Raw genomic sequence first — 15,980 nt, 5'->3', positions numbered from 1 at the left:
GAACTCCCTACGACTCCCTTTGGCGGGGGAAACGTGTCTTGCCCTTCTCATCGACGAACTCGTCGTTGGCAAAGCTGATTTGTTTTCATGATACGATCATTTCTGGTCCATGCGATACGCAACTCTGCAGTAAAGTCGAAAATGGGCGAGTTTATCCTACGACTTTCGCTCTACAGGCGGCATCCTTTGGGCAAATGGGTGTTGCACGGCCCAGGTGATGGCTGAACGAGGCTTCGGTCCTTCTGGAAACACGAGTAGAATTCGTCGCGAAACTCAGTCGCAAATATCAGAGTTTCACGACCGATTTTTGCGACGACCCATGACCGCTTAGGGCTGAAATCAGACCCATCGCCCCATCCTCAAGCCCGTGCCGCTCCCTCCTCTCGCTTCGAAGAGGGCGTAAGAGAAGGAGCCACTTTCGCCGTTACTGCAAGTGAACGTCGCTTCGCTCGACTTCGGCCCGCAGTCGGCGGTCACAAACGCTCCACCAGCAGGCCTGCCGCCAAGGCCTGAAAAGCTTCGACCGCCTTCGGCAGCACGCTCTGCGGATCTTCGCTGGCGGCAATCCAGAGGGCTGCGTTGAGAGCGGCGCCGCTGAGCAACCGGGCCGCCGCCTCTGGGTCAAGCGGCTTGAGGATGCCTTGGGCGATCAGGCGCTCTACCGTGCTCTTGGTCACCTGCAGGCAATTGTTCTGGCTCGGCCACTGCGAGGGATCGCCCAATACCGCCGGTCCGTCGAGCAGAACGATGCGCTGGACTTCCGGATTGAGCGCCATCTCGATATAGGCCGCACCCTCGGCGAGCAGGCCCTGCCAATCTTTGCCTGCGCGCGCGCCAATCTCTTGAGCGCGCACCGCCATTTCCGTGTCGATCTGATCGACAACCGCCGCCAGCAGCCCGCGCTTGTCCTGGAAGTTGTGGTAAAGCGCGCCTCGTGTCAGGCCGACGTCGGCCGTCAGTTCGTCCATCGATGCTGCGGCGTAGCCCTTTTCCGCAAAAGCCTTTCGCGCCGCCGCGATCAATTTGACGCGGTTTTCCTGCATCGTTTCGCTGCGTTTCCTAACCATTCAGAACCTCAATTTCATATACGAAGCGTATATGGACTTGACATACGCTCCGCATGCCGCATATTTCACATACGAACCGTATACCAAATTGGGCGCGAGATGGGAAGCTTTCCCTGGTGCTCACCGGTCGTTGTCAACAATGAAGAGAGATCAGAATGACCCAACGCGAAGCAATCTTTCCTGCCAACCGGCACGCTCTCTACGAAGAGCATGGCTATTCCGCCGCGATCCGATCCGGCGATCTGTTGTTTGTGTCCGGACAGGTTGGCAGCCGTCCGGACGGAACACCGGAACCCGATTTCGAACGCCAGGTGCGGCTGGCCTTTGAAAACCTGAAGGCGACGCTGAGTGCCGCCGGCTGCACGTGGGATGATATTGTCGATCTCACCAGCTTCCACACCGACCCTGAAAACCAGTTCGGAACGATCATGGCCGTCAAGCAGGAGATTTTCAGCAAGCCACCCTACCCGAACTGGACGGCCCTCGGCGTCAACTGGCTCGCCGGCTTCGACTTCGAGATCAAGGTCATCGCCCGTATTCCTGGAAGTCACTGACATTGCCGGGGCCGCATCTGTTACCGCACGAAGTGCCGGCAGGAGAGCGGCCCCACGCTGCGCGCCCCTGGGATATTTGACAGCAGCACAACCTTAGGAGTTAAAGGACCAAGCCTCACTCCGAGAGGTTTCCTCAAGGCGCGCGTGGATCGTCGGTTACCCCTCTGTTATTGTCTGCTTACATTGCCCCGGCGCCGGAGAGAATAACCCCGCAGCGCGCCGCGCTGCTATATATTTAGAAAAATCAACCGCCTAATCTTGGGGAACAAAGATCTCCTCTGCGTGTTTTGACCGCATGGATCGTCATCTGATCCGCAAAATGGAGAAAACACCTATGAAGAAGATCGTCTTTGCGGCGGCAATTCTCGGCGCGTCTGCCGTTGCAGCCTTTGCCCAAACCACACCCGCTCCATCTCCGGATGGAAATACACCTGCGGTTGCAACCCCAGATACCAAAAATCCGACTGCGCCCGTTGAGGGCGCCAATAGCTTTACCGAAGCTCAGGCAAAGGATCGCATTGCGGAAGCGGGCTACACCGACGTCAAGGATCTCAAGCTCGATGACAAGGGGATCTGGATGGCCGCCGGCATGAAGGACGGCAAAGCCGTCTCCATCGCCCTCGATTATCAAGGCAACATCGTCGCCAAGTAACCCAAGGAGAAGCATGATGAGAACTGTAACCGGACTTTTCGACGACTACTCAGACGCTCGCTCCGCCGTCAGCAAACTGGAAGCGGCAGGCATTCCCTCAAACGACATCAGTATCGTCTCCAACAAGGCAGGCCGCATCGATCGCGACTCTGACGTTGGCGAGGATGCCGCGACCGGCGCCGGCATTGGCGCTGCCGTCGGTGGCGCTGGCGGCCTGCTCACCGGACTGGGCCTGATGGCCATTCCCGGCGTCGGGCCGGTGGTTGCCGCAGGCTGGCTGGCCGCCACTGCGGCCGGGGCTGTCGCCGGCGCCGTTGCGGGCGGTGCTGCTGGCGGCCTGATCGGCGCCCTCACCGACTCCGGCGTCCCGGAAGATGATGCTCACCTCTATGCCGAAGGTGTCCGCCGCGGTGGCAGCCTGGTCACGGCCAAGGTCGACGACGCCCGCGCCGCCGAGGCGCAGGCCATTCTGCAAGGTTCAAACTGGGTCGACCCGATCGAACGCCGGCGTGCCTATAACGAGCAGGGCTGGACCCGGTTCGACGACACGCTCGATCCATACGCGCCTGAGCAGATCGCGCAGGAGCGCGATCGGTATCGGCGAACGATCTAAAGCGTCATTCAGCCCTCCTCGCACATGGCAAGGAGGGCTGAAGCGTTGATCTCCGGCACCGGTCGGTGCTTGGGAGCACCGTTCGGTACTTGGGATCGGCAGTGCAGCCCAAGATTTTAGCAAATGCCACCAGCGGCCGCTTCCGGCCCTGAGCGGCCAAATCAGCAGCCTGATCCTTGTCTACTCCGAGGGACGCACTCCAGCCGGGCCTGCGCCCGCAATTGCCAGCCGTTGCCAATCTCTCCAGCGTCAGCAGGCCCATTCGAGCTTCATCTCCTTGAGATCGATCTGGGCGACCCCGTCGCCGAAATTGAAGCCGCCGAAGACTTCCGAGATCTCGATGTAGTAAGGTGAAAAATCGGGATACCCCTGCATCGGAAACATCGTGCCGCCGAGGTGGGCGTGCCAGTCCTGAAAGCGCTCCAGTCCTTGTTCCTGGCCTTCCTCCGAATATGCGGCGATATAGCCGCTGAGCTCGTTTTGGTGCCTGAATTCGCGCGCCGGCTTGCCAATATTCGGATCGCCTTCGCGCAGCGTGATCTCGATCGGCCAGCCGTAATCCAGCGCCTTGCGGCCCGGCAGGTTTTTCCATCCGTCCTGGGGCCGGGTTGCCGCCAGAAGCTCGTTGACGGCAAGCCCACCGGGCGAAAAAACGTTCATTGCCTGCTGTTCGGCCACAGTTCTAGGCAGATTGAATTCTCCGAAATATTCAAGCGGCGATTTCGAGAGCCAGCCGGGGACAGGGGCGCCCTCGATTGTGGGTGGGACACCAAGCGGTGCAGCAAACTCCTCTTCCGTCAGCCAGAAGAGAGCGTATTCGTTGTCCATGAATTTGATGTCGAAGCGGCGCGGATCGGCGTGGCGCGCGCCTCCGGCCACATGTTTGCTTGCCGGCGGCGTCTCCCATTGTTCGTCGACGAAGAGCGAGATCGCCACGTACTTATCGCCAAGTGTGCGATATTGCGGCGGCAGTTTCACCGTGAAGGCGTGGCGAAGCGGAAGACCGTTTGTGGTGCTGACCGGCCATCTCCTGGCATCGATGCCGGGCGGACGGCCGTAGCACCAGCCGCTTTCGGGACGGCGGGTGAGATCGACAGGATCGGTCATCGTCAGATCGTAAGCCTCGGTGAGGTTGGGATCGCCATATTTATAGGGCCGCTCTGGATAGACCGCCGTCGGATCCGTGAGGCTGATGATCCTGACGACATCCTCTCTGATGCCTACGCCGAGCATGAGCGTATCCGACAGGTTCATCTTCAGCATGGTCCAGCCGTATTTCTCTCTCTCGTCAGAGATGCGCTCGGCGACGGGATAAAGCCGATGCAGCTCTTCGGCCGGCATTCCCATTCTGACGCCATGGATAGGGGGAAGTTCGAAGGGGGCGCGGAAATGAACTTCGCCAAGCCTGCCATCGGCTGTAATGCGCGTGCCGAACTCCTCGATATGCAAATAGCCTTCCGCCTGAATGCCCGGCTCCTGCCAGCTCGTCCCCAAAGCCGCCTTCAGCTCCTCCACGGATACACCCGGCTGCATCGGCGCCAATCTCGCATTGTCTATCGGCATGCGCGTCCTCTCTCGCTGACCGTCCCGCGCAAGAGATAGGACAGGTTGGATACAGGGCAATGACGTAGCGGGAGGCCGACGACTTGGGTGGCATCTGCTATGTAACTCCGGATATTTAGCATGAAGCGATTGCGCGTAACGCGTGTTAAGGTCCTTTTGTCCAGCTGAGCCTGCCGGCCGGCTGGCATCGTTGCCGAGTGATGACTTGCTTCGTGAGTCTTCGGCCCTTGAGGGCCTCTCCATGCAAAAGACCCCCACAGTGCGTTTAGAAGCGGCGAGCACTCTTGCCGTGGTGGTATCATCCAATGAACCGTTGCTATACCTATCCGCCGACCAGAAGGTCATTGCAGCGAGCGCATCCTTCTGCCGGGCCTTCGACATCGATCCCAAGACAGTTTGCGGCCAAAGCCTCAGCGAAATTGGCAACGGCGAATGGGCAATGCCCAAGCTTGTGTCGCTGCTGAATGCCACCGTCTCGGGAAGTGCTGACATCGAGGCCTACGATATCGACTTTCAACGGCCCAACCAGAAGACACGGCATTTGGTCGTCAATGCACGGATGCTCGACGACGGCGACATCGACCATATTCGCCTGCTGCTCGCCATCACGGACGTGACCGATGCGCGCGCCGAGGCCCGGCTGAAAGATGATCTCGTTCGCGATAATGCCATCCTGCTGCAGGAGGTCCAGCACAGGGTCGCAAACAGCCTGCAGATCATTGCCAGTGTTCTCATGCAGAGCGCGCGCCGGGTCCAGTCGGAGGAAGCGCGCGGGCACCTGCACAACGCCCATCACCGGGTCATGTCGATCGCGGCCCTGCAACGCCAACTCTCCATGTCCACCGGCGGCAAGGTTGAACTCCGTCACTATTTCACTCAGCTTTGCCAAAGCCTCGGCGCGTCGATGATCGCTGACCCCGACAGGCTTTCGATTCAGGTGATGGTCGACGATAGCGCCGTGGAAGCGGATGTTTCCGTTCGCCTGGGGCTGGTCGTGACCGAGCTTGTCATCAACGCCCTCAAGCACGCCTTTCCCGATGAACGACCGGGCGCAATCGTCATCGGCTATCACTCATCCGGCAAGGACTGGACCTTGTCCGTTACCGACAACGGCATCGGCATGCCTGTGGGTGGCGAAGCACCAAAGGCGGGCCTGGGGACCGGCATTGTGGAAGCGCTCGCAAAGAGCCTGAATGGCGACATTCAATTGAGCGATGCGGGTCCCGGCGCCGCCGTCACAATCAACCACCGGGAAGACGCCGGTTTGCGAACCGACATTTCTACGGCCGCGTAGGAACCGATTGGCTTGCGGAACGCTATCTCATCGGAGCCTGCGAGGCTCACATCTCCAAATTGACCGAGTGAGCGATGAAACATGGCAAAGCGGTCGTCCTGGTCGTCGAAGACAGCACGATCATTCGGATGAGTGCCGTCGATCTGGTACTCTCTGCGGGCTACGAAGCGCTTGAGGCGTGCGATGCGGAGGAGGCAATTCGCATCCTTGAGTCGCGAAACGACATCGATCTGGTTTTCACCGATGTTCAGATGCCCGGCACGATGGACGGCATCAAGCTATCCCATTACATCCGGGATCGGTGGCCGCCTGTCAGGTTGATAGTCGCATCCGGCGAAGCAATCCTCGAAGAGAGCAATCTCCCCACGGGAAGCCGGTTCTTCTCGAAACCCTACGACAACCACGCGATTACCGATGCGATGGCTCATCTGCTGTCGATCCCGGAATAAGACTGGCTGCTAAGCTCAGTGTTTTTCGACACCCCTCGGGTCGAGCCGCGGGGTGAGACGATCCGCCATCCGCTGCGCCGACGGGGAGTTTGGCGCCTCCCCACCCTCCGTCATCCCAGGCCTCAAGCCTGGGATCCATGCCCACTGCTGATGGAAGACCGGCGTGGGTAAAATATGCAAATGAAGCGAACCATGTTTGTCTCCAGCCGGCTTGATGCGAGGCTGTTGCAGGCGTAATCCAGACACAGCCACCCTCTCCTTCGACACCAATCTGAAACGAACCCATGGCCCACTCCCTCAATACAGCCCCCTCGCCCGCCGGCGGCCCCAACCAGCCGAAACTCGATACGGACGACATCTGGCAGGCCCGCGTCGATCTTGCCGCCTGCTTCCGGATGGCGGCAAGGCTCGGCATGGAGGAAGGGATCTGCAACCATTTCTCGGCCGTCGTCCCTGGATATGACGACCTGTTCATCGTCAACCCCTACGGCTACGCTTTTGCCGAACTGACGGCCTCGATGCTGTTGATCTGCGATTTTCACGGCAACGTGGTGTCGGGCAGCGGCCAGCCCGAGGCCACCGCCTTTTACATCCACGCCAGGATTCACAAGAACATTCCCCGCGCCAAGGCGGCGTTCCACACCCATATGCCCTATGCCACCGCCCTTTCGATGACCGAGGGCGATCCCCTGATCTTTGCCGGGCAGACCGCCTTGAAATTCTATGGACGCACGGCCGTCGACAGCAACTATAACGGCCTGGCGCTCGACGCGCGCGAGGGCGATCGGATCGCCGCAGCGATCGGGGATGCCGACATCGTCTTCATGAAGCACCACGGCGTGATGGTCTGCGCACCCAATATCGCCGAGGCCTGGGACGACCTCTATTACCTCGAGCGCGCCTGCGAAGTGCAGACGCTCGCCCTGTCGACCGGGCGCGAAGTCCTTGCCGTCGCGCCTGAGATTGCCGAAGCGGCATACCGGCAAATGCGTGAAGGAGACCCGGAGTCGGCCCGGCTCCATCTGGAGTCCGTGAAGCGCGCGCTCGATCGCAGCGAGCCCGAATACAAGCGCTGAGCCGCAGCGCGCGGTTTAGGCGTGCGCCGGCCGCCAATGCGGATAGGTGACATAGGCGGTGAGCGCGCCCTCTTCGTGCGAGCGGATGGTCACCGTTTCACCCTTGGGCATGTAGACGATCTCGCCGGGCCCGGCGGTGACCGTTCCCCCGTCCGTCGAGACCGAAAGCCGGCCCTCCAGAACGATCATCACGTCATCGACCGCCATCGTCTCGGTGAGGCTCTGGCCCGGCGCGTAGCGCCCATAGCCGATGGTGATCGGCCCTCCGTGCCGCTCGTCGACCAGATTGCCGACGGAGATGTCTGCCTCCTGTCCGGGGGAGCGCTCCAACAACGCATCGGCGATCGTGAACTTACGCATCTTCATCGTCTTCCTCCATTGCCGCATGCAGAGGTAGCGCGGAAATTTCACACGCCAAGACGGATGGGAGACGCTCAAGGAGGAGGTCGCCGGTCTTATGGTTTCCTCGCCATAGAGAACGGCGGGGTGAAAGGCTTTGGCCCTTTTCGTTCGGGATTAGGCTGATGCCTATAGCTTCAGGCTAGTCGCCGCGAGTTGGTCTACCTCAATCAATTCGCAAATCATTTCAGAAATTACACTGAACGGCCGAACATTCCACAACCACCTCTTGCCATTCGTAGTACCACAACAGACCTTGCGCGATAACAGTCGAGACCGCGACAACCAATATCATCTGTCGGGACGTGAGGGATTTCCAAAACATAGACCGAGCTAGAAGTAGGCAGCTCGTCATTCCTGCCGGAAACATCAAAACTGGCACCCACGAAACAACTTCTGCTTCAAATCGGTCTTTCGACGAACAGCACAATAAGTATTTGTGGTCTTCCGAAAGCCCAAGAATGACCTCGGTCACCGCTATATACCCACTCCAAACCACCGACACCGGACCAAGAAGAAACCCCACGACAGCGACGACGAGGAATGCCCCCAACAAAAACAGGAACAGCTTCAGGCCAAGCATAAAAGCGAGTGTTTTCAGAACGAGGAAGACTGGCGATGCCAGAATACAAAGCAACACCGCCGATGCCCAACCCCGCTTTTGTCTCTGAGCTGGAAGGTCGACTTCGGCTTGCACATCCATGCGTGGCCCCTCAAATGTGAAAAAGCGAAACGACCATGTGGTGATAGTGCGTGGCCAAAAGCGCTAACTGTATGCTGATCACACTGTCAAGCCATCTATCGCGCGATCGGTTTGACTCCAACCCATGAATAACGCGGACTTATGTAGCAATTGCCACAAAGGTCACGCAGTGCAATCAGAGCGGTTGTTAAGCAGATAAACGGCCAGAAATGACCCGCGCACGGATAGCTTAGTTCGTGGGCAAAGAGGTGCCGTAACGCAGTGATCGCTATTAGGCGGCCCTATTCGGTGGATCGCGACCCCGAACTGATCGTCAGAGGCCGGCAAGATAGTGAGCCATGGCAGCGACGTCGTCGGCCGAAAAATTGCGCACCAAGGCCGTCATGGGGGGCATGTTCGGGCGCTTGTTATCGCGAAAGTCGGAGAGGGTTTTGATTAGGTAGTCCAGCTTCTGATTTGCGACGCGCGGAGTGTTGGCGTATCCGACGAAACCCTCCCGGTGGCACGAGGTGCACTTCTTCCCGGCGTCGAGCGCTTGGAAGCGGGTAATGCTCGCTGCGTCGGCCGGCTCGCGGTAGGCGGGCCAAGGCAGTGCGGAGAAGTAGGCCGCAAGCGCCTTCATGTCGTCGTCGGAAAGATTCTTCGCGATCCGGCCCATGAGGTCGTCGGTGCGCGCTCCATTGCGATATTCCTGCAAAGCTATCAGCAGAGAGGACTCGTGCTGGCCGGCGATGATCGGCGTGTTCTTAACAGTCGGCAGACCTTTCCTACCGTGACACATCTGGCAAAGCTTGGCCTTCTGAGAGATTGCCGCCGGCGGTGGCGCAGCATTGTTCTGCGCTCCAGCCGGCAGCGGACCGAGGGCCACGAGAGCGGCGATGACGAACGGAGCGAGCGCGTTGCTGCAGGGCATGCGAGGCCTCCAGATCGGGGCTCAAGCTGAAGTGCGAGGCTGATCTTATCAGAAGATGCAACCATTGGCGAACGGACCCCGTCGCCTCCATCCGACTGTGGCTGCGTTTTTATGAGTTCACGCCCTAGTTGACCTGGAGTCTTGTGGCATTTGCTACATAAGTCCGGAAGCTTCCGCGCTCGATCATCGATAGCGCACGGTTACATCCAGCGAGGAGCGAGGAGTTGCGCTTCTCGCTTTTCTCAGATGCAGTTCTCATAGGTGCAAAAGTTACCCTCTTTGGTGCGACCGGAAAAACCGGAAGACGCCCATAGATGACGTCTTGAATCGCGGATCGAGCTCAGCCTGACTGCAGGAGGTTTGGACGTCGGGCTAGTTGACCAACCTCTCGTTGGAACACGCTGTTAGTCGACCGATAAACCAGCGTCCTGCAGGGCCTGGCGGATCGTCGGATCGATAGGCGATGGACACTGGCAGTCGAAGTCCGCCTGCAGGTAGATCCTCGATGACGAGAGAGACCAGCCGCCCTTCCTCGATATCCGTCTTCACGGCATGTTCCGGCATCCCGCCCCAACCAAGGCCGTTGATCAGAAAGGTATGTTTGGCGAAGAGGTCGGCCAGCCGCCAGGTCTGCGAAGACATCACGCCGAATTCCCGCCCGGCCGATAACTCCGTACGATCGGTGAGGATCAGCTGAACATGCTGCTCGAGTTGGCTCTTGGAAATCGGCCCTTCGATCAATGATAATGGATGGTCTGCGGAAGCAACGATATTGAACAGGATACTGCCGAGAGGCTCGGTTGCGATCCCTGACGGCATGACCGGCAAAGAACCAACGATGCCGACATTGGCTCTTCGATCAAGTATGGGCTCCACCGTGCCACCCAGCGCCTCCACGAACAGACGCAAGGGAACAGTTGGGAAACGCTCGCGAAAGTCCTTTGCTGCCTCGGCGATTATGTGGATGGGAAAGAACACGTCGATGACGACGGACAGCTCTGCTTCCAGCCCGGTGGCCATCCCCTTCGCGTAGGATTTGAATATGTCCACCTTGGCGATGATCTCGCGGGCTTTTGGAAGCAGCAAATCCCCTGCTCCGGTCAATCGAGGATATCGGCCATCACGATCGAACAATTCAACGCCGAGTCTAATTTCCAGGCTGCGAATGAGTTCGCTGACGGCCGACTGGGCCCGCCCCAGTCTGCGGCCTGCCGCAGAGAAGCTCCCTTCATCGACAGTCACCACAAAAGTACGCAATTGATCGAGCGATATTCCGTCCAATCTCTGTTCCCTTCACCAATACCGACATGGATAATATCGGATTATACGATGGTATCCATCATTAAATATCGGCTTTCCCAATGCTTTCCGCTGTGTGATGAGAGGGAACAGACAACTATTTTGGTCCTGCCCATGGCAGATAGGGAAAGTCGATACCGATGACAGCCGCATATTCTCCGCTGATTTCACAGAGTAAAGCCGTCCGCGTTGCATCCTGGGCTCTGCGCCTTCTTTCTGCTGCCGTGTTCCTGGCGGCCGGGGGCGCAAAGATTGCCGGGGTGCCGATGATGGTGGCGATTTTCGACCAAGTGGGTTTTGGTCAGTGGTTTCGCGTGTTGACGGGCATCGTGGAAGTCGGCGGCGCGATCGCGCTGCTGGTGACCGCAAGCACGGCATTCGGCGCTCTGACGCTCGCTGTCACCATGGTGTTCGCCGTCCTCACTCACCTTTTCCTGATCGGCGGCAATCCATTGCCAGCCGTAGTGTTGCTGGCGATGACCGGCACAGTGGCGTGGCTCCACCGTCGCAGCTTCGCTGTCATTTTGGATGCCCTGCGTTAAACGCCAGGCGGTTCACTCACTAGAAGTCACCGTCATTGCGGGCGCGCACTTTGCCCGCAATGAGTTTCAGCTCTCGTCAGAGGCACTGATGATACGTTTCACTGTTTTTCTCCTTGCGTGTTTATGTCTGGCATCTTGCCACACAACCCAAATGGGCCAGTCGCTGGGCTGGAAGGAGCCACAACGCGGCGACACGGCGGACGCCTACTGAGCGTTCACTGCGATTGTAACTTGGAAGGAGTTCTCCTTGGATATCGGTATCGATAGTTTTGCGATGCTTTTGACTGACCCAGCGACAGGCCAGCTGCAGTCGGCCGCCGATCGTATGGCAAGCGTCCTCGCTGAGGTCGAACTGGCAGACCAGGTGGGGTTGGATGTCTTCGGGATGGGTGAACACCACCGTGCAAATGCTCTGGACTCAGCGCCGGCGATAATCCTGGCTGCTGCCGCAGCACGGACGAAATCGATCAGACTGACAAGTGCAGTCACAGTCCTTGGCGCGGCCGACCCCGTCCGAGTCTTTCAGGATTTCGCCACTCTTGACCTTATATCTCGCGGCCGAGCCGAGCTCGTTGTCGGTCGTGGTTCGTCCGTTGATGCCTATCCCTTGTTTGGGTTCGATTTGCGCGACTATGACGCGCTCTTCGTCGAGAAGCTCGAGCTTCTGCTCAAGATCAGAGCCAACCCCAAAGTCGACTGGCAGGGCCGTTTCCGCCCCTCGCTGAAGGGCGAGGGAATTTATCCGCGTCCCTATCAACACGATCTTCCAATCTGGCTCGGCGTGGGCGGAACACCGGGGTCTTTCGCGCGGGCTGGAACGCTTGGCTTGCCGCTGATGATCGCGATCATCGGTGGCAGCTTCGATCGCTTTCGGCCTCTTGTGGAACTCTATCGCGACGCTTGGCGCGACGCTTGGCGCGACGCTGGCCACGATCCGGACAAGCAGAAGATCGGTGTCCATGCTCTCGGCTTTGTCGCAGAAACCGACAAGGCTGCCAAAGAGGCGTTTTTCCCCGGCTGGTTTCAGATGTTTACGGAAGCGGGAAAGGAACGAGGGTGGCCGCCGCCGACAACAGCGCAATTCGAGCACATGTGCGGCCCGAACGGCGCGTTCCTGGTCGGCAGTCCACAAACGGTGGAGGACCGTATAGTCGCCGCAGATAAGGCCTTGGGAGGCGTGTCGCGGTTCACCTTTCAAATGAGCACAGCCGCACTGGATAATGACGCGATGCGACGCTCCATCGAGCTGCTTGGCACTGAAGTTGCACCGAACGTTCGTAAAGCAACGGCCTGGCGCCAATCGGCTTGATAGAGCTGCAAAAGAGAGCGTCATAAGGCCGGAGCCTCGAAGGATGAGGGCGGATTGCGCCGCGGTTGCGTCTGAAGCCACTCCCCCACCCATCACCTTACGAATCCGTAAGTTGTGGCCAAGCCGTCCTCTCGGCTAGATCTCACCCCAGGCATGCCGGGAATGATCGGGCTGATGCGAATCCTGCTTATCGAGGACGATACCAAGACGTCCGATTATATCGCCAAGGGTTTTTCCGAGGCCGGGCATGTCTGTGACGTGGTTGGCGACGGCCGCGATGGGCTGTTTCAGGCGCAGCGCGAGGCCTATGACGTCATCGTCGTCGATCGCATGCTGCCGGGTCTCGATGGCCTGGCGATCGTACGTTCATTGAGGGCCGCCAAGGTCGGCACATCGGCGCTGTTCCTGACGTCGATCGGCGGCGTCGACGATCGGGTCGAGGGGCTGGAGGCGGGCGGCGACGACTATCTCGTCAAGCCCTTTGCCTTCTCCGAGCTGATGGCGCGCGTCAATGCGCTTGGCCGGCGGCCGCCGGTGCAGGAGCAGAGGACGGTGCTGAGGATTGCCGATCTCGAGCTCGATCTGATCCGGCGGGAGGCCCGCCGCGCCGGCCAGGTGATCGAGCTGCAGCCGCGTGAATTCACCCTGCTCGAGGTGCTGATGCGCGGCGAAGGCCGGGTCATCACCAAGACGATGCTTTTGGAGCGGGTCTGGGATTTCCACTTCGATCCGAAGACCAGCGTCGTCGAGACCCATATCAGCCGCCTTAGGGCAAAAGTCGACAAGCCGTTCCAGGCCCAGCTTCTGCATACGGTCCGCAACACCGGATACAGCCTGCATGCGCCTCGCTAGCTTGCGCAGGAGCACGCCGTTCCGGCTTGCCGTCACCTTCGGCGTGCTCTTCGTCGTCACCTTCATCCTGAGCGGCGCGATCATCTATCACATGCTGCGCCTCGGCCTTGAGCGAGATCTGGAACAGTCGCTCCACGAGATGAATTCGCTAATCGTCTCGACCTACGAGCCCAACGACACCGAGGATCTGGTCAACACGCTGAACAATTATGCGAGCTTCCAGTCGACCTCCGACGGGCTTTATTCGCTGACGGATGCAGGAGGACGCAAGCTTGCCGGCAATTTCGCAGCACCCCGTATCCCGAACGGCGTCTATACCGTCAACTCCAGGGATGTCGGGCTGAAGGGGCATGAACGCTACCGAATGCAGGTCTCGACCATCGGTCCCTACAGCCTGGTGGTGGCGGAAAACTTCAACGATGTCGACGAGATGCTGCGGATCGTGCTGGTGAGCTTCGAATGGGCCGCCGCGATCGTCGTGGCGACGGCGATCGGCGGCGGGGTCTTTCTCGCCGTCCGCGCCCAGGCGCGGCTGGACCGGGTCGCCCTGACCATGAACGACGTCTCCCACGGCGCGCTCGACGCCCGCATTGCCATCACCGGCAACGGCGACGATCTCGATACGGTGGCAATCCAGATCAACGCGGCGCTGGAGCGGCTGCAGAGATTGGTCGAGAGCATGCGGCAGGTGAGCGCCGATATCGCCCATGATCTGAAGACGCCTCTGAACAGGCTGCGCCTGACGCTGGATGCCGCGGTGGCCGGCAACGACCAGCAAGCGGATGTTTCGGCGCTGCTTGACGAAGCGAGAAACGAGAGCGACCGGATCAACGCCACCTTCGAGGCGCTGCTGCGCATTTCCCAGATCGAGGCCGGCGCCCGCAAGGAGCGTTTCCAGGCGACCGATATCGACGCCGTGCTTGCCGTGATTTCCGAGGTCTATGCCGACGTCGCGGAAGACGCGCTGATGTCGCTTGATATCGCGGAGCGCTGTCCCGCGCTCATCCGGGGCGACCGTGACCTGCTGACGCAGATGATCGCCAACCTGGTGGAGAACGCGATCAACCACTGCCCGGCCGGAACCGGCATCACGGTTTCGCTGCGCTGCCGGGACGGCCGCGCCATCCTTTCGGTCGCCGATACCGGCCCCGGCATTCCCGCCGGCGAAAGGGACAAGGTCTTCCGGCGTCTCTACCGGCTCGACAAGAGCCGCACGACGCCGGGAAGCGGCCTCGGGCTCAGCCTCGTCAAGGCGATCGCCGAGCTGCATGCGGCCGAGATCACCATGGCGGACAATCATCCCGGCCTCATCGTTTCGATCGGCTTCCCGCTGATCTCCACTGAGAAGCCCTAACCGCCCATCCCGGAGGAGCGGCCCTAACCTCTCACCCCGGGGGAGCGGCCCTAGCCGCTCAGCCCGGGGGAGCGGCCCTAGCCGCTCACCCTCCAAGCCGCGAGCCGGCGGAAGCGACGAGCAAACCGGCGCACCTCAGCCGCCGTTCGATAGGGCAGCACACTCCACGGCCGGCGGCGGCCCAGCCGATAGGTCGAAAGCCCTGCCTGGATCTGGGAACAGGGATCGGCCCTTTGGCTGACCGGCAGCGGATCGACGAAGCAGGCGCTCAGCCCATCATCGAACTCCAGATCGAAGGCGAGATCATAAGGCAGGCGCATGGGCATGAGCACATCGGCAATCCAGCCCGCCGCCTTGCGATTGATCAGATAGGCGCCGGACCCCTTCTCGCGGGTCAGCGCGATGGCGAGCGAGCGTGACGCGGTCAGCGGCTCCACCTTGTGCTTTTTCCCGGAATTGACGGTCGACAGCCGCAGGATGTCCCAACGCGCCTGGTGCTCGAGAGCGGCCTCAAGCAGCTCGGCCAGATCGTCATCGAAATCGAGATCGTCTTCCAGAATGAGCGCGAACTCGGCATGGCTGCCGAGGAAGCGCTTGGCGCATTCGACATGGCTGAGATAACAGCCGATCTCGAAAGGGTTCGGCCGGCGGCCGTGCCGGCTGAGATAGGCTGCTTCGTCGAAGCCCGGATGCGGCAGGCTCAGCCCTGCCCCATCGACCGCCGCCACGCGCTCGAAGGCAAGGCCGAAGCTTGCCAGCAGGCGTTCCATTCGAAACCGGCGCAATGGCGCACGGTCGAGATTGATCAGGTAGGTGTTCACCCGCAGGCTGACCGGATGAAGGGCGGGCATTAGGGCGGCAGGTGCGGTGCGCATGTTCATGAGAGAGCTGACCTTCGACTTGGCAATGATGGCGCCAAGCCTGCGCTCCAAACCTCACGGGGACCTCGCTGGAACTATACATTTTCGTAAAGTGCGAGGGTCGAACGACCGAGGCTGCATTTCTTACGGATTGGTATGATCCCGGCAAAGTGCGCGTGAGAATGCCGCGCTACCAGCACTCGTGCGGCACGCAGTGGACGCCTCCCTTCCCGCGATCGAAACCGACAACCAGCGAGCCTTCGATGACGACAGCGACCACTGCGTGCCGCGCCGGATGGCCTTGGCAACGGAGTCCTGGGAAACCGGCTAAGACGGCCCCAACCTCCGTCATTCCAGGCCTTGAGCCTGGAATCCATGCCCGCGGCTGATGGAGGCGAGAGTGGATCCTCGGGTCAAGCCCCATAGGCGCTAACTTAGTTGTCGATGTGCGATGGCTCGTCGCCTTCGCGGTGGCTCGCGA

The 15,980-nt window shown here is 60.1% G+C and carries 17 protein-coding genes; 10 read left to right on the top strand and 7 right to left on the bottom strand.

The window, feature by feature from the left end; genetic code table 11:
* Positions 1-473: 473 nt before the first annotated feature.
* Positions 474-1,067 carry a TetR/AcrR family transcriptional regulator gene (locus tag A6U98_RS00240; protein WP_064647031.1) on the bottom strand — a complete coding sequence of 198 codons (594 nt, stop codon included), beginning with the start codon at positions 1,065-1,067 and terminating at the stop codon, positions 474-476.
* A 155-nt stretch (positions 1,068-1,222) separates the two neighbouring features.
* On the opposite strand from A6U98_RS00240, the gene A6U98_RS00235 reads away from it, so the two are divergent.
* The 3 genes from A6U98_RS00235 (at position 1,223) to A6U98_RS00225 (ending at position 2,886) form a co-directional block, all read left to right on the top strand.
* Complete coding sequence (locus A6U98_RS00235; protein ID WP_064647029.1) at positions 1,223-1,621, top strand: RidA family protein; 399 nt, start codon at positions 1,223-1,225, stop codon at positions 1,619-1,621.
* A 334-nt stretch (positions 1,622-1,955) separates the two neighbouring features.
* Positions 1,956-2,273 carry a PepSY domain-containing protein gene (locus tag A6U98_RS00230; protein ID WP_064647027.1) on the top strand — a complete coding sequence of 106 codons (318 nt, stop codon included), beginning with the start codon at positions 1,956-1,958 and terminating at the stop codon, positions 2,271-2,273.
* A 16-nt stretch (positions 2,274-2,289) separates the two neighbouring features.
* Positions 2,290-2,886: a general stress protein gene (locus A6U98_RS00225; RefSeq protein ID WP_064647025.1), complete on the top strand. Its 597-nt coding sequence runs from the start codon at positions 2,290-2,292 to the stop codon at positions 2,884-2,886.
* Between the two features lie 249 nt (positions 2,887-3,135).
* On the opposite strand, the gene A6U98_RS00220 is transcribed toward A6U98_RS00225, so the two are convergent.
* Entirely contained in the window at positions 3,136-4,449 is a 1,314-nt protein-coding gene (locus A6U98_RS00220; protein ID WP_064647023.1) for a hypothetical protein, read from the bottom strand.
* 241 nt (positions 4,450-4,690) lie between these two features.
* On the opposite strand from A6U98_RS00220, the gene A6U98_RS00215 reads away from it, so the two are divergent.
* The 3 genes from A6U98_RS00215 to A6U98_RS00205 all read left to right on the top strand — a co-directional run bounded on the left by A6U98_RS00215 (position 4,691) and on the right by A6U98_RS00205 (position 7,268).
* Positions 4,691-5,743, top strand: a complete 1,053-nt coding sequence (locus A6U98_RS00215) for a PAS domain-containing sensor histidine kinase (protein WP_064647022.1) — start codon at positions 4,691-4,693, stop codon at positions 5,741-5,743.
* 74 nt (positions 5,744-5,817) lie between these two features.
* Positions 5,818-6,192 carry a response regulator gene (locus tag A6U98_RS00210; RefSeq protein ID WP_064647020.1) on the top strand — a complete coding sequence of 125 codons (375 nt, stop codon included), beginning with the start codon at positions 5,818-5,820 and terminating at the stop codon, positions 6,190-6,192.
* Between the two features lie 284 nt (positions 6,193-6,476).
* Positions 6,477-7,268: an aldolase gene (locus tag A6U98_RS00205; protein ID WP_064647017.1), complete on the top strand. Its 792-nt coding sequence runs from the start codon at positions 6,477-6,479 to the stop codon at positions 7,266-7,268.
* A 15-nt stretch (positions 7,269-7,283) separates the two neighbouring features.
* Here the strand turns inward: A6U98_RS00205 and A6U98_RS00200 are convergent, their stop codons facing one another.
* From A6U98_RS00200 to A6U98_RS00185, 4 genes are all read right to left on the bottom strand, one after another.
* Complete coding sequence (locus A6U98_RS00200) at positions 7,284-7,634, bottom strand: cupin domain-containing protein (RefSeq protein ID WP_064647015.1); 351 nt, start codon at positions 7,632-7,634, stop codon at positions 7,284-7,286.
* 220 nt (positions 7,635-7,854) lie between these two features.
* Positions 7,855-8,370 (bottom strand): hypothetical protein, encoded by a 516-nt coding sequence (locus A6U98_RS00195; protein WP_064647013.1) that lies wholly within the window; start codon positions 8,368-8,370, stop codon positions 7,855-7,857.
* Positions 8,371-8,683: 313 nt separating this feature from the next.
* A complete protein-coding gene (locus tag A6U98_RS00190) occupies positions 8,684-9,283 on the bottom strand; it encodes a c-type cytochrome (protein ID WP_064647011.1) in 600 nt (199 codons plus the stop codon).
* Positions 9,284-9,655: 372 nt separating this feature from the next.
* The gene (locus tag A6U98_RS00185) at positions 9,656-10,564 is read right to left on the bottom strand and encodes a LysR family transcriptional regulator (protein WP_064647008.1); all 909 of its coding nucleotides are present in this window, start codon (positions 10,562-10,564) and stop codon (positions 9,656-9,658) included.
* A 158-nt stretch (positions 10,565-10,722) separates the two neighbouring features.
* Here A6U98_RS00185 and A6U98_RS00180 point away from each other — a divergent pair, with 158 nt between their 5' ends.
* The 4 genes from A6U98_RS00180 to A6U98_RS00165 all read left to right on the top strand — a co-directional run bounded on the left by A6U98_RS00180 (position 10,723) and on the right by A6U98_RS00165 (position 14,639).
* On the top strand, positions 10,723-11,124 hold the full coding sequence (locus A6U98_RS00180; protein ID WP_028734458.1) for a DoxX family protein: 402 nt from the start codon (positions 10,723-10,725) through the stop codon (positions 11,122-11,124).
* A 247-nt stretch (positions 11,125-11,371) separates the two neighbouring features.
* Entirely contained in the window at positions 11,372-12,433 is a 1,062-nt protein-coding gene (locus tag A6U98_RS00175; RefSeq protein ID WP_064647006.1) for an LLM class flavin-dependent oxidoreductase, read from the top strand.
* A 174-nt stretch (positions 12,434-12,607) separates the two neighbouring features.
* Positions 12,608-13,285 (top strand): winged helix-turn-helix domain-containing protein, encoded by a 678-nt coding sequence (locus A6U98_RS00170; protein ID WP_064647034.1) that lies wholly within the window; start codon positions 12,608-12,610, stop codon positions 13,283-13,285.
* Positions 13,272-14,639 (top strand): HAMP domain-containing sensor histidine kinase, encoded by a 1,368-nt coding sequence (locus tag A6U98_RS00165; RefSeq protein ID WP_064647004.1) that lies wholly within the window; start codon positions 13,272-13,274, stop codon positions 14,637-14,639. The genes A6U98_RS00170 and A6U98_RS00165 overlap by 14 nt, the downstream gene beginning before the upstream one ends.
* A gap of 77 nt (positions 14,640-14,716) precedes the next feature.
* Here the strand turns inward: A6U98_RS00165 and A6U98_RS00160 are convergent, their stop codons facing one another.
* On the bottom strand, positions 14,717-15,520 hold the full coding sequence (locus tag A6U98_RS00160) for a glycosyltransferase family 25 protein (protein WP_064647033.1): 804 nt from the start codon (positions 15,518-15,520) through the stop codon (positions 14,717-14,719).
* Positions 15,521-15,980 lie beyond the last annotated feature (460 nt).

This window comes from Rhizobium sp. WYCCWR10014 (assembly GCF_001657485.1).
In the GTDB taxonomy this organism is placed as follows: Bacteria; Pseudomonadota; Alphaproteobacteria; order Rhizobiales; family Rhizobiaceae; genus Rhizobium.
This window is presented reverse-complemented; position numbering and strand designations above follow the sequence as displayed.

What these genes read in the sequence shown, in the direction of transcription:
- A6U98_RS00240 (WP_064647031.1), bottom strand. Translation starts at nt 1,067, where the DNA reads ATGGTTAGGAAACGCAGCGAAACGATGCAGGAAAACCGCGTCAAATTG.
- A6U98_RS00235 (WP_064647029.1), top strand. Translation starts at nt 1,223, where the DNA reads ATGACCCAACGCGAAGCAATCTTTCCTGCCAACCGGCACGCTCTCTAC.
- A6U98_RS00230 (WP_064647027.1), top strand. Translation starts at nt 1,956, where the DNA reads ATGAAGAAGATCGTCTTTGCGGCGGCAATTCTCGGCGCGTCTGCCGTT.
- A6U98_RS00225 (WP_064647025.1), top strand. Translation starts at nt 2,290, where the DNA reads ATGAGAACTGTAACCGGACTTTTCGACGACTACTCAGACGCTCGCTCC.
- A6U98_RS00220 (WP_064647023.1), bottom strand. Translation starts at nt 4,449, where the DNA reads ATGCCGATAGACAATGCGAGATTGGCGCCGATGCAGCCGGGTGTATCC.
- A6U98_RS00215 (WP_064647022.1), top strand. Translation starts at nt 4,691, where the DNA reads ATGCAAAAGACCCCCACAGTGCGTTTAGAAGCGGCGAGCACTCTTGCC.
- A6U98_RS00210 (WP_064647020.1), top strand. Translation starts at nt 5,818, where the DNA reads ATGAAACATGGCAAAGCGGTCGTCCTGGTCGTCGAAGACAGCACGATC.
- A6U98_RS00205 (WP_064647017.1), top strand. Translation starts at nt 6,477, where the DNA reads ATGGCCCACTCCCTCAATACAGCCCCCTCGCCCGCCGGCGGCCCCAAC.
- A6U98_RS00200 (WP_064647015.1), bottom strand. Translation starts at nt 7,634, where the DNA reads ATGAAGATGCGTAAGTTCACGATCGCCGATGCGTTGTTGGAGCGCTCC.
- A6U98_RS00195 (WP_064647013.1), bottom strand. Translation starts at nt 8,370, where the DNA reads ATGGATGTGCAAGCCGAAGTCGACCTTCCAGCTCAGAGACAAAAGCGG.
- A6U98_RS00190 (WP_064647011.1), bottom strand. Translation starts at nt 9,283, where the DNA reads ATGCCCTGCAGCAACGCGCTCGCTCCGTTCGTCATCGCCGCTCTCGTG.
- A6U98_RS00180 (WP_028734458.1), top strand. Translation starts at nt 10,723, where the DNA reads ATGACAGCCGCATATTCTCCGCTGATTTCACAGAGTAAAGCCGTCCGC.
- A6U98_RS00170 (WP_064647034.1), top strand. Translation starts at nt 12,608, where the DNA reads ATGCGAATCCTGCTTATCGAGGACGATACCAAGACGTCCGATTATATC.
- A6U98_RS00165 (WP_064647004.1), top strand. Translation starts at nt 13,272, where the DNA reads ATGCGCCTCGCTAGCTTGCGCAGGAGCACGCCGTTCCGGCTTGCCGTC.
- A6U98_RS00160 (WP_064647033.1), bottom strand. Translation starts at nt 15,520, where the DNA reads ATGAACATGCGCACCGCACCTGCCGCCCTAATGCCCGCCCTTCATCCG.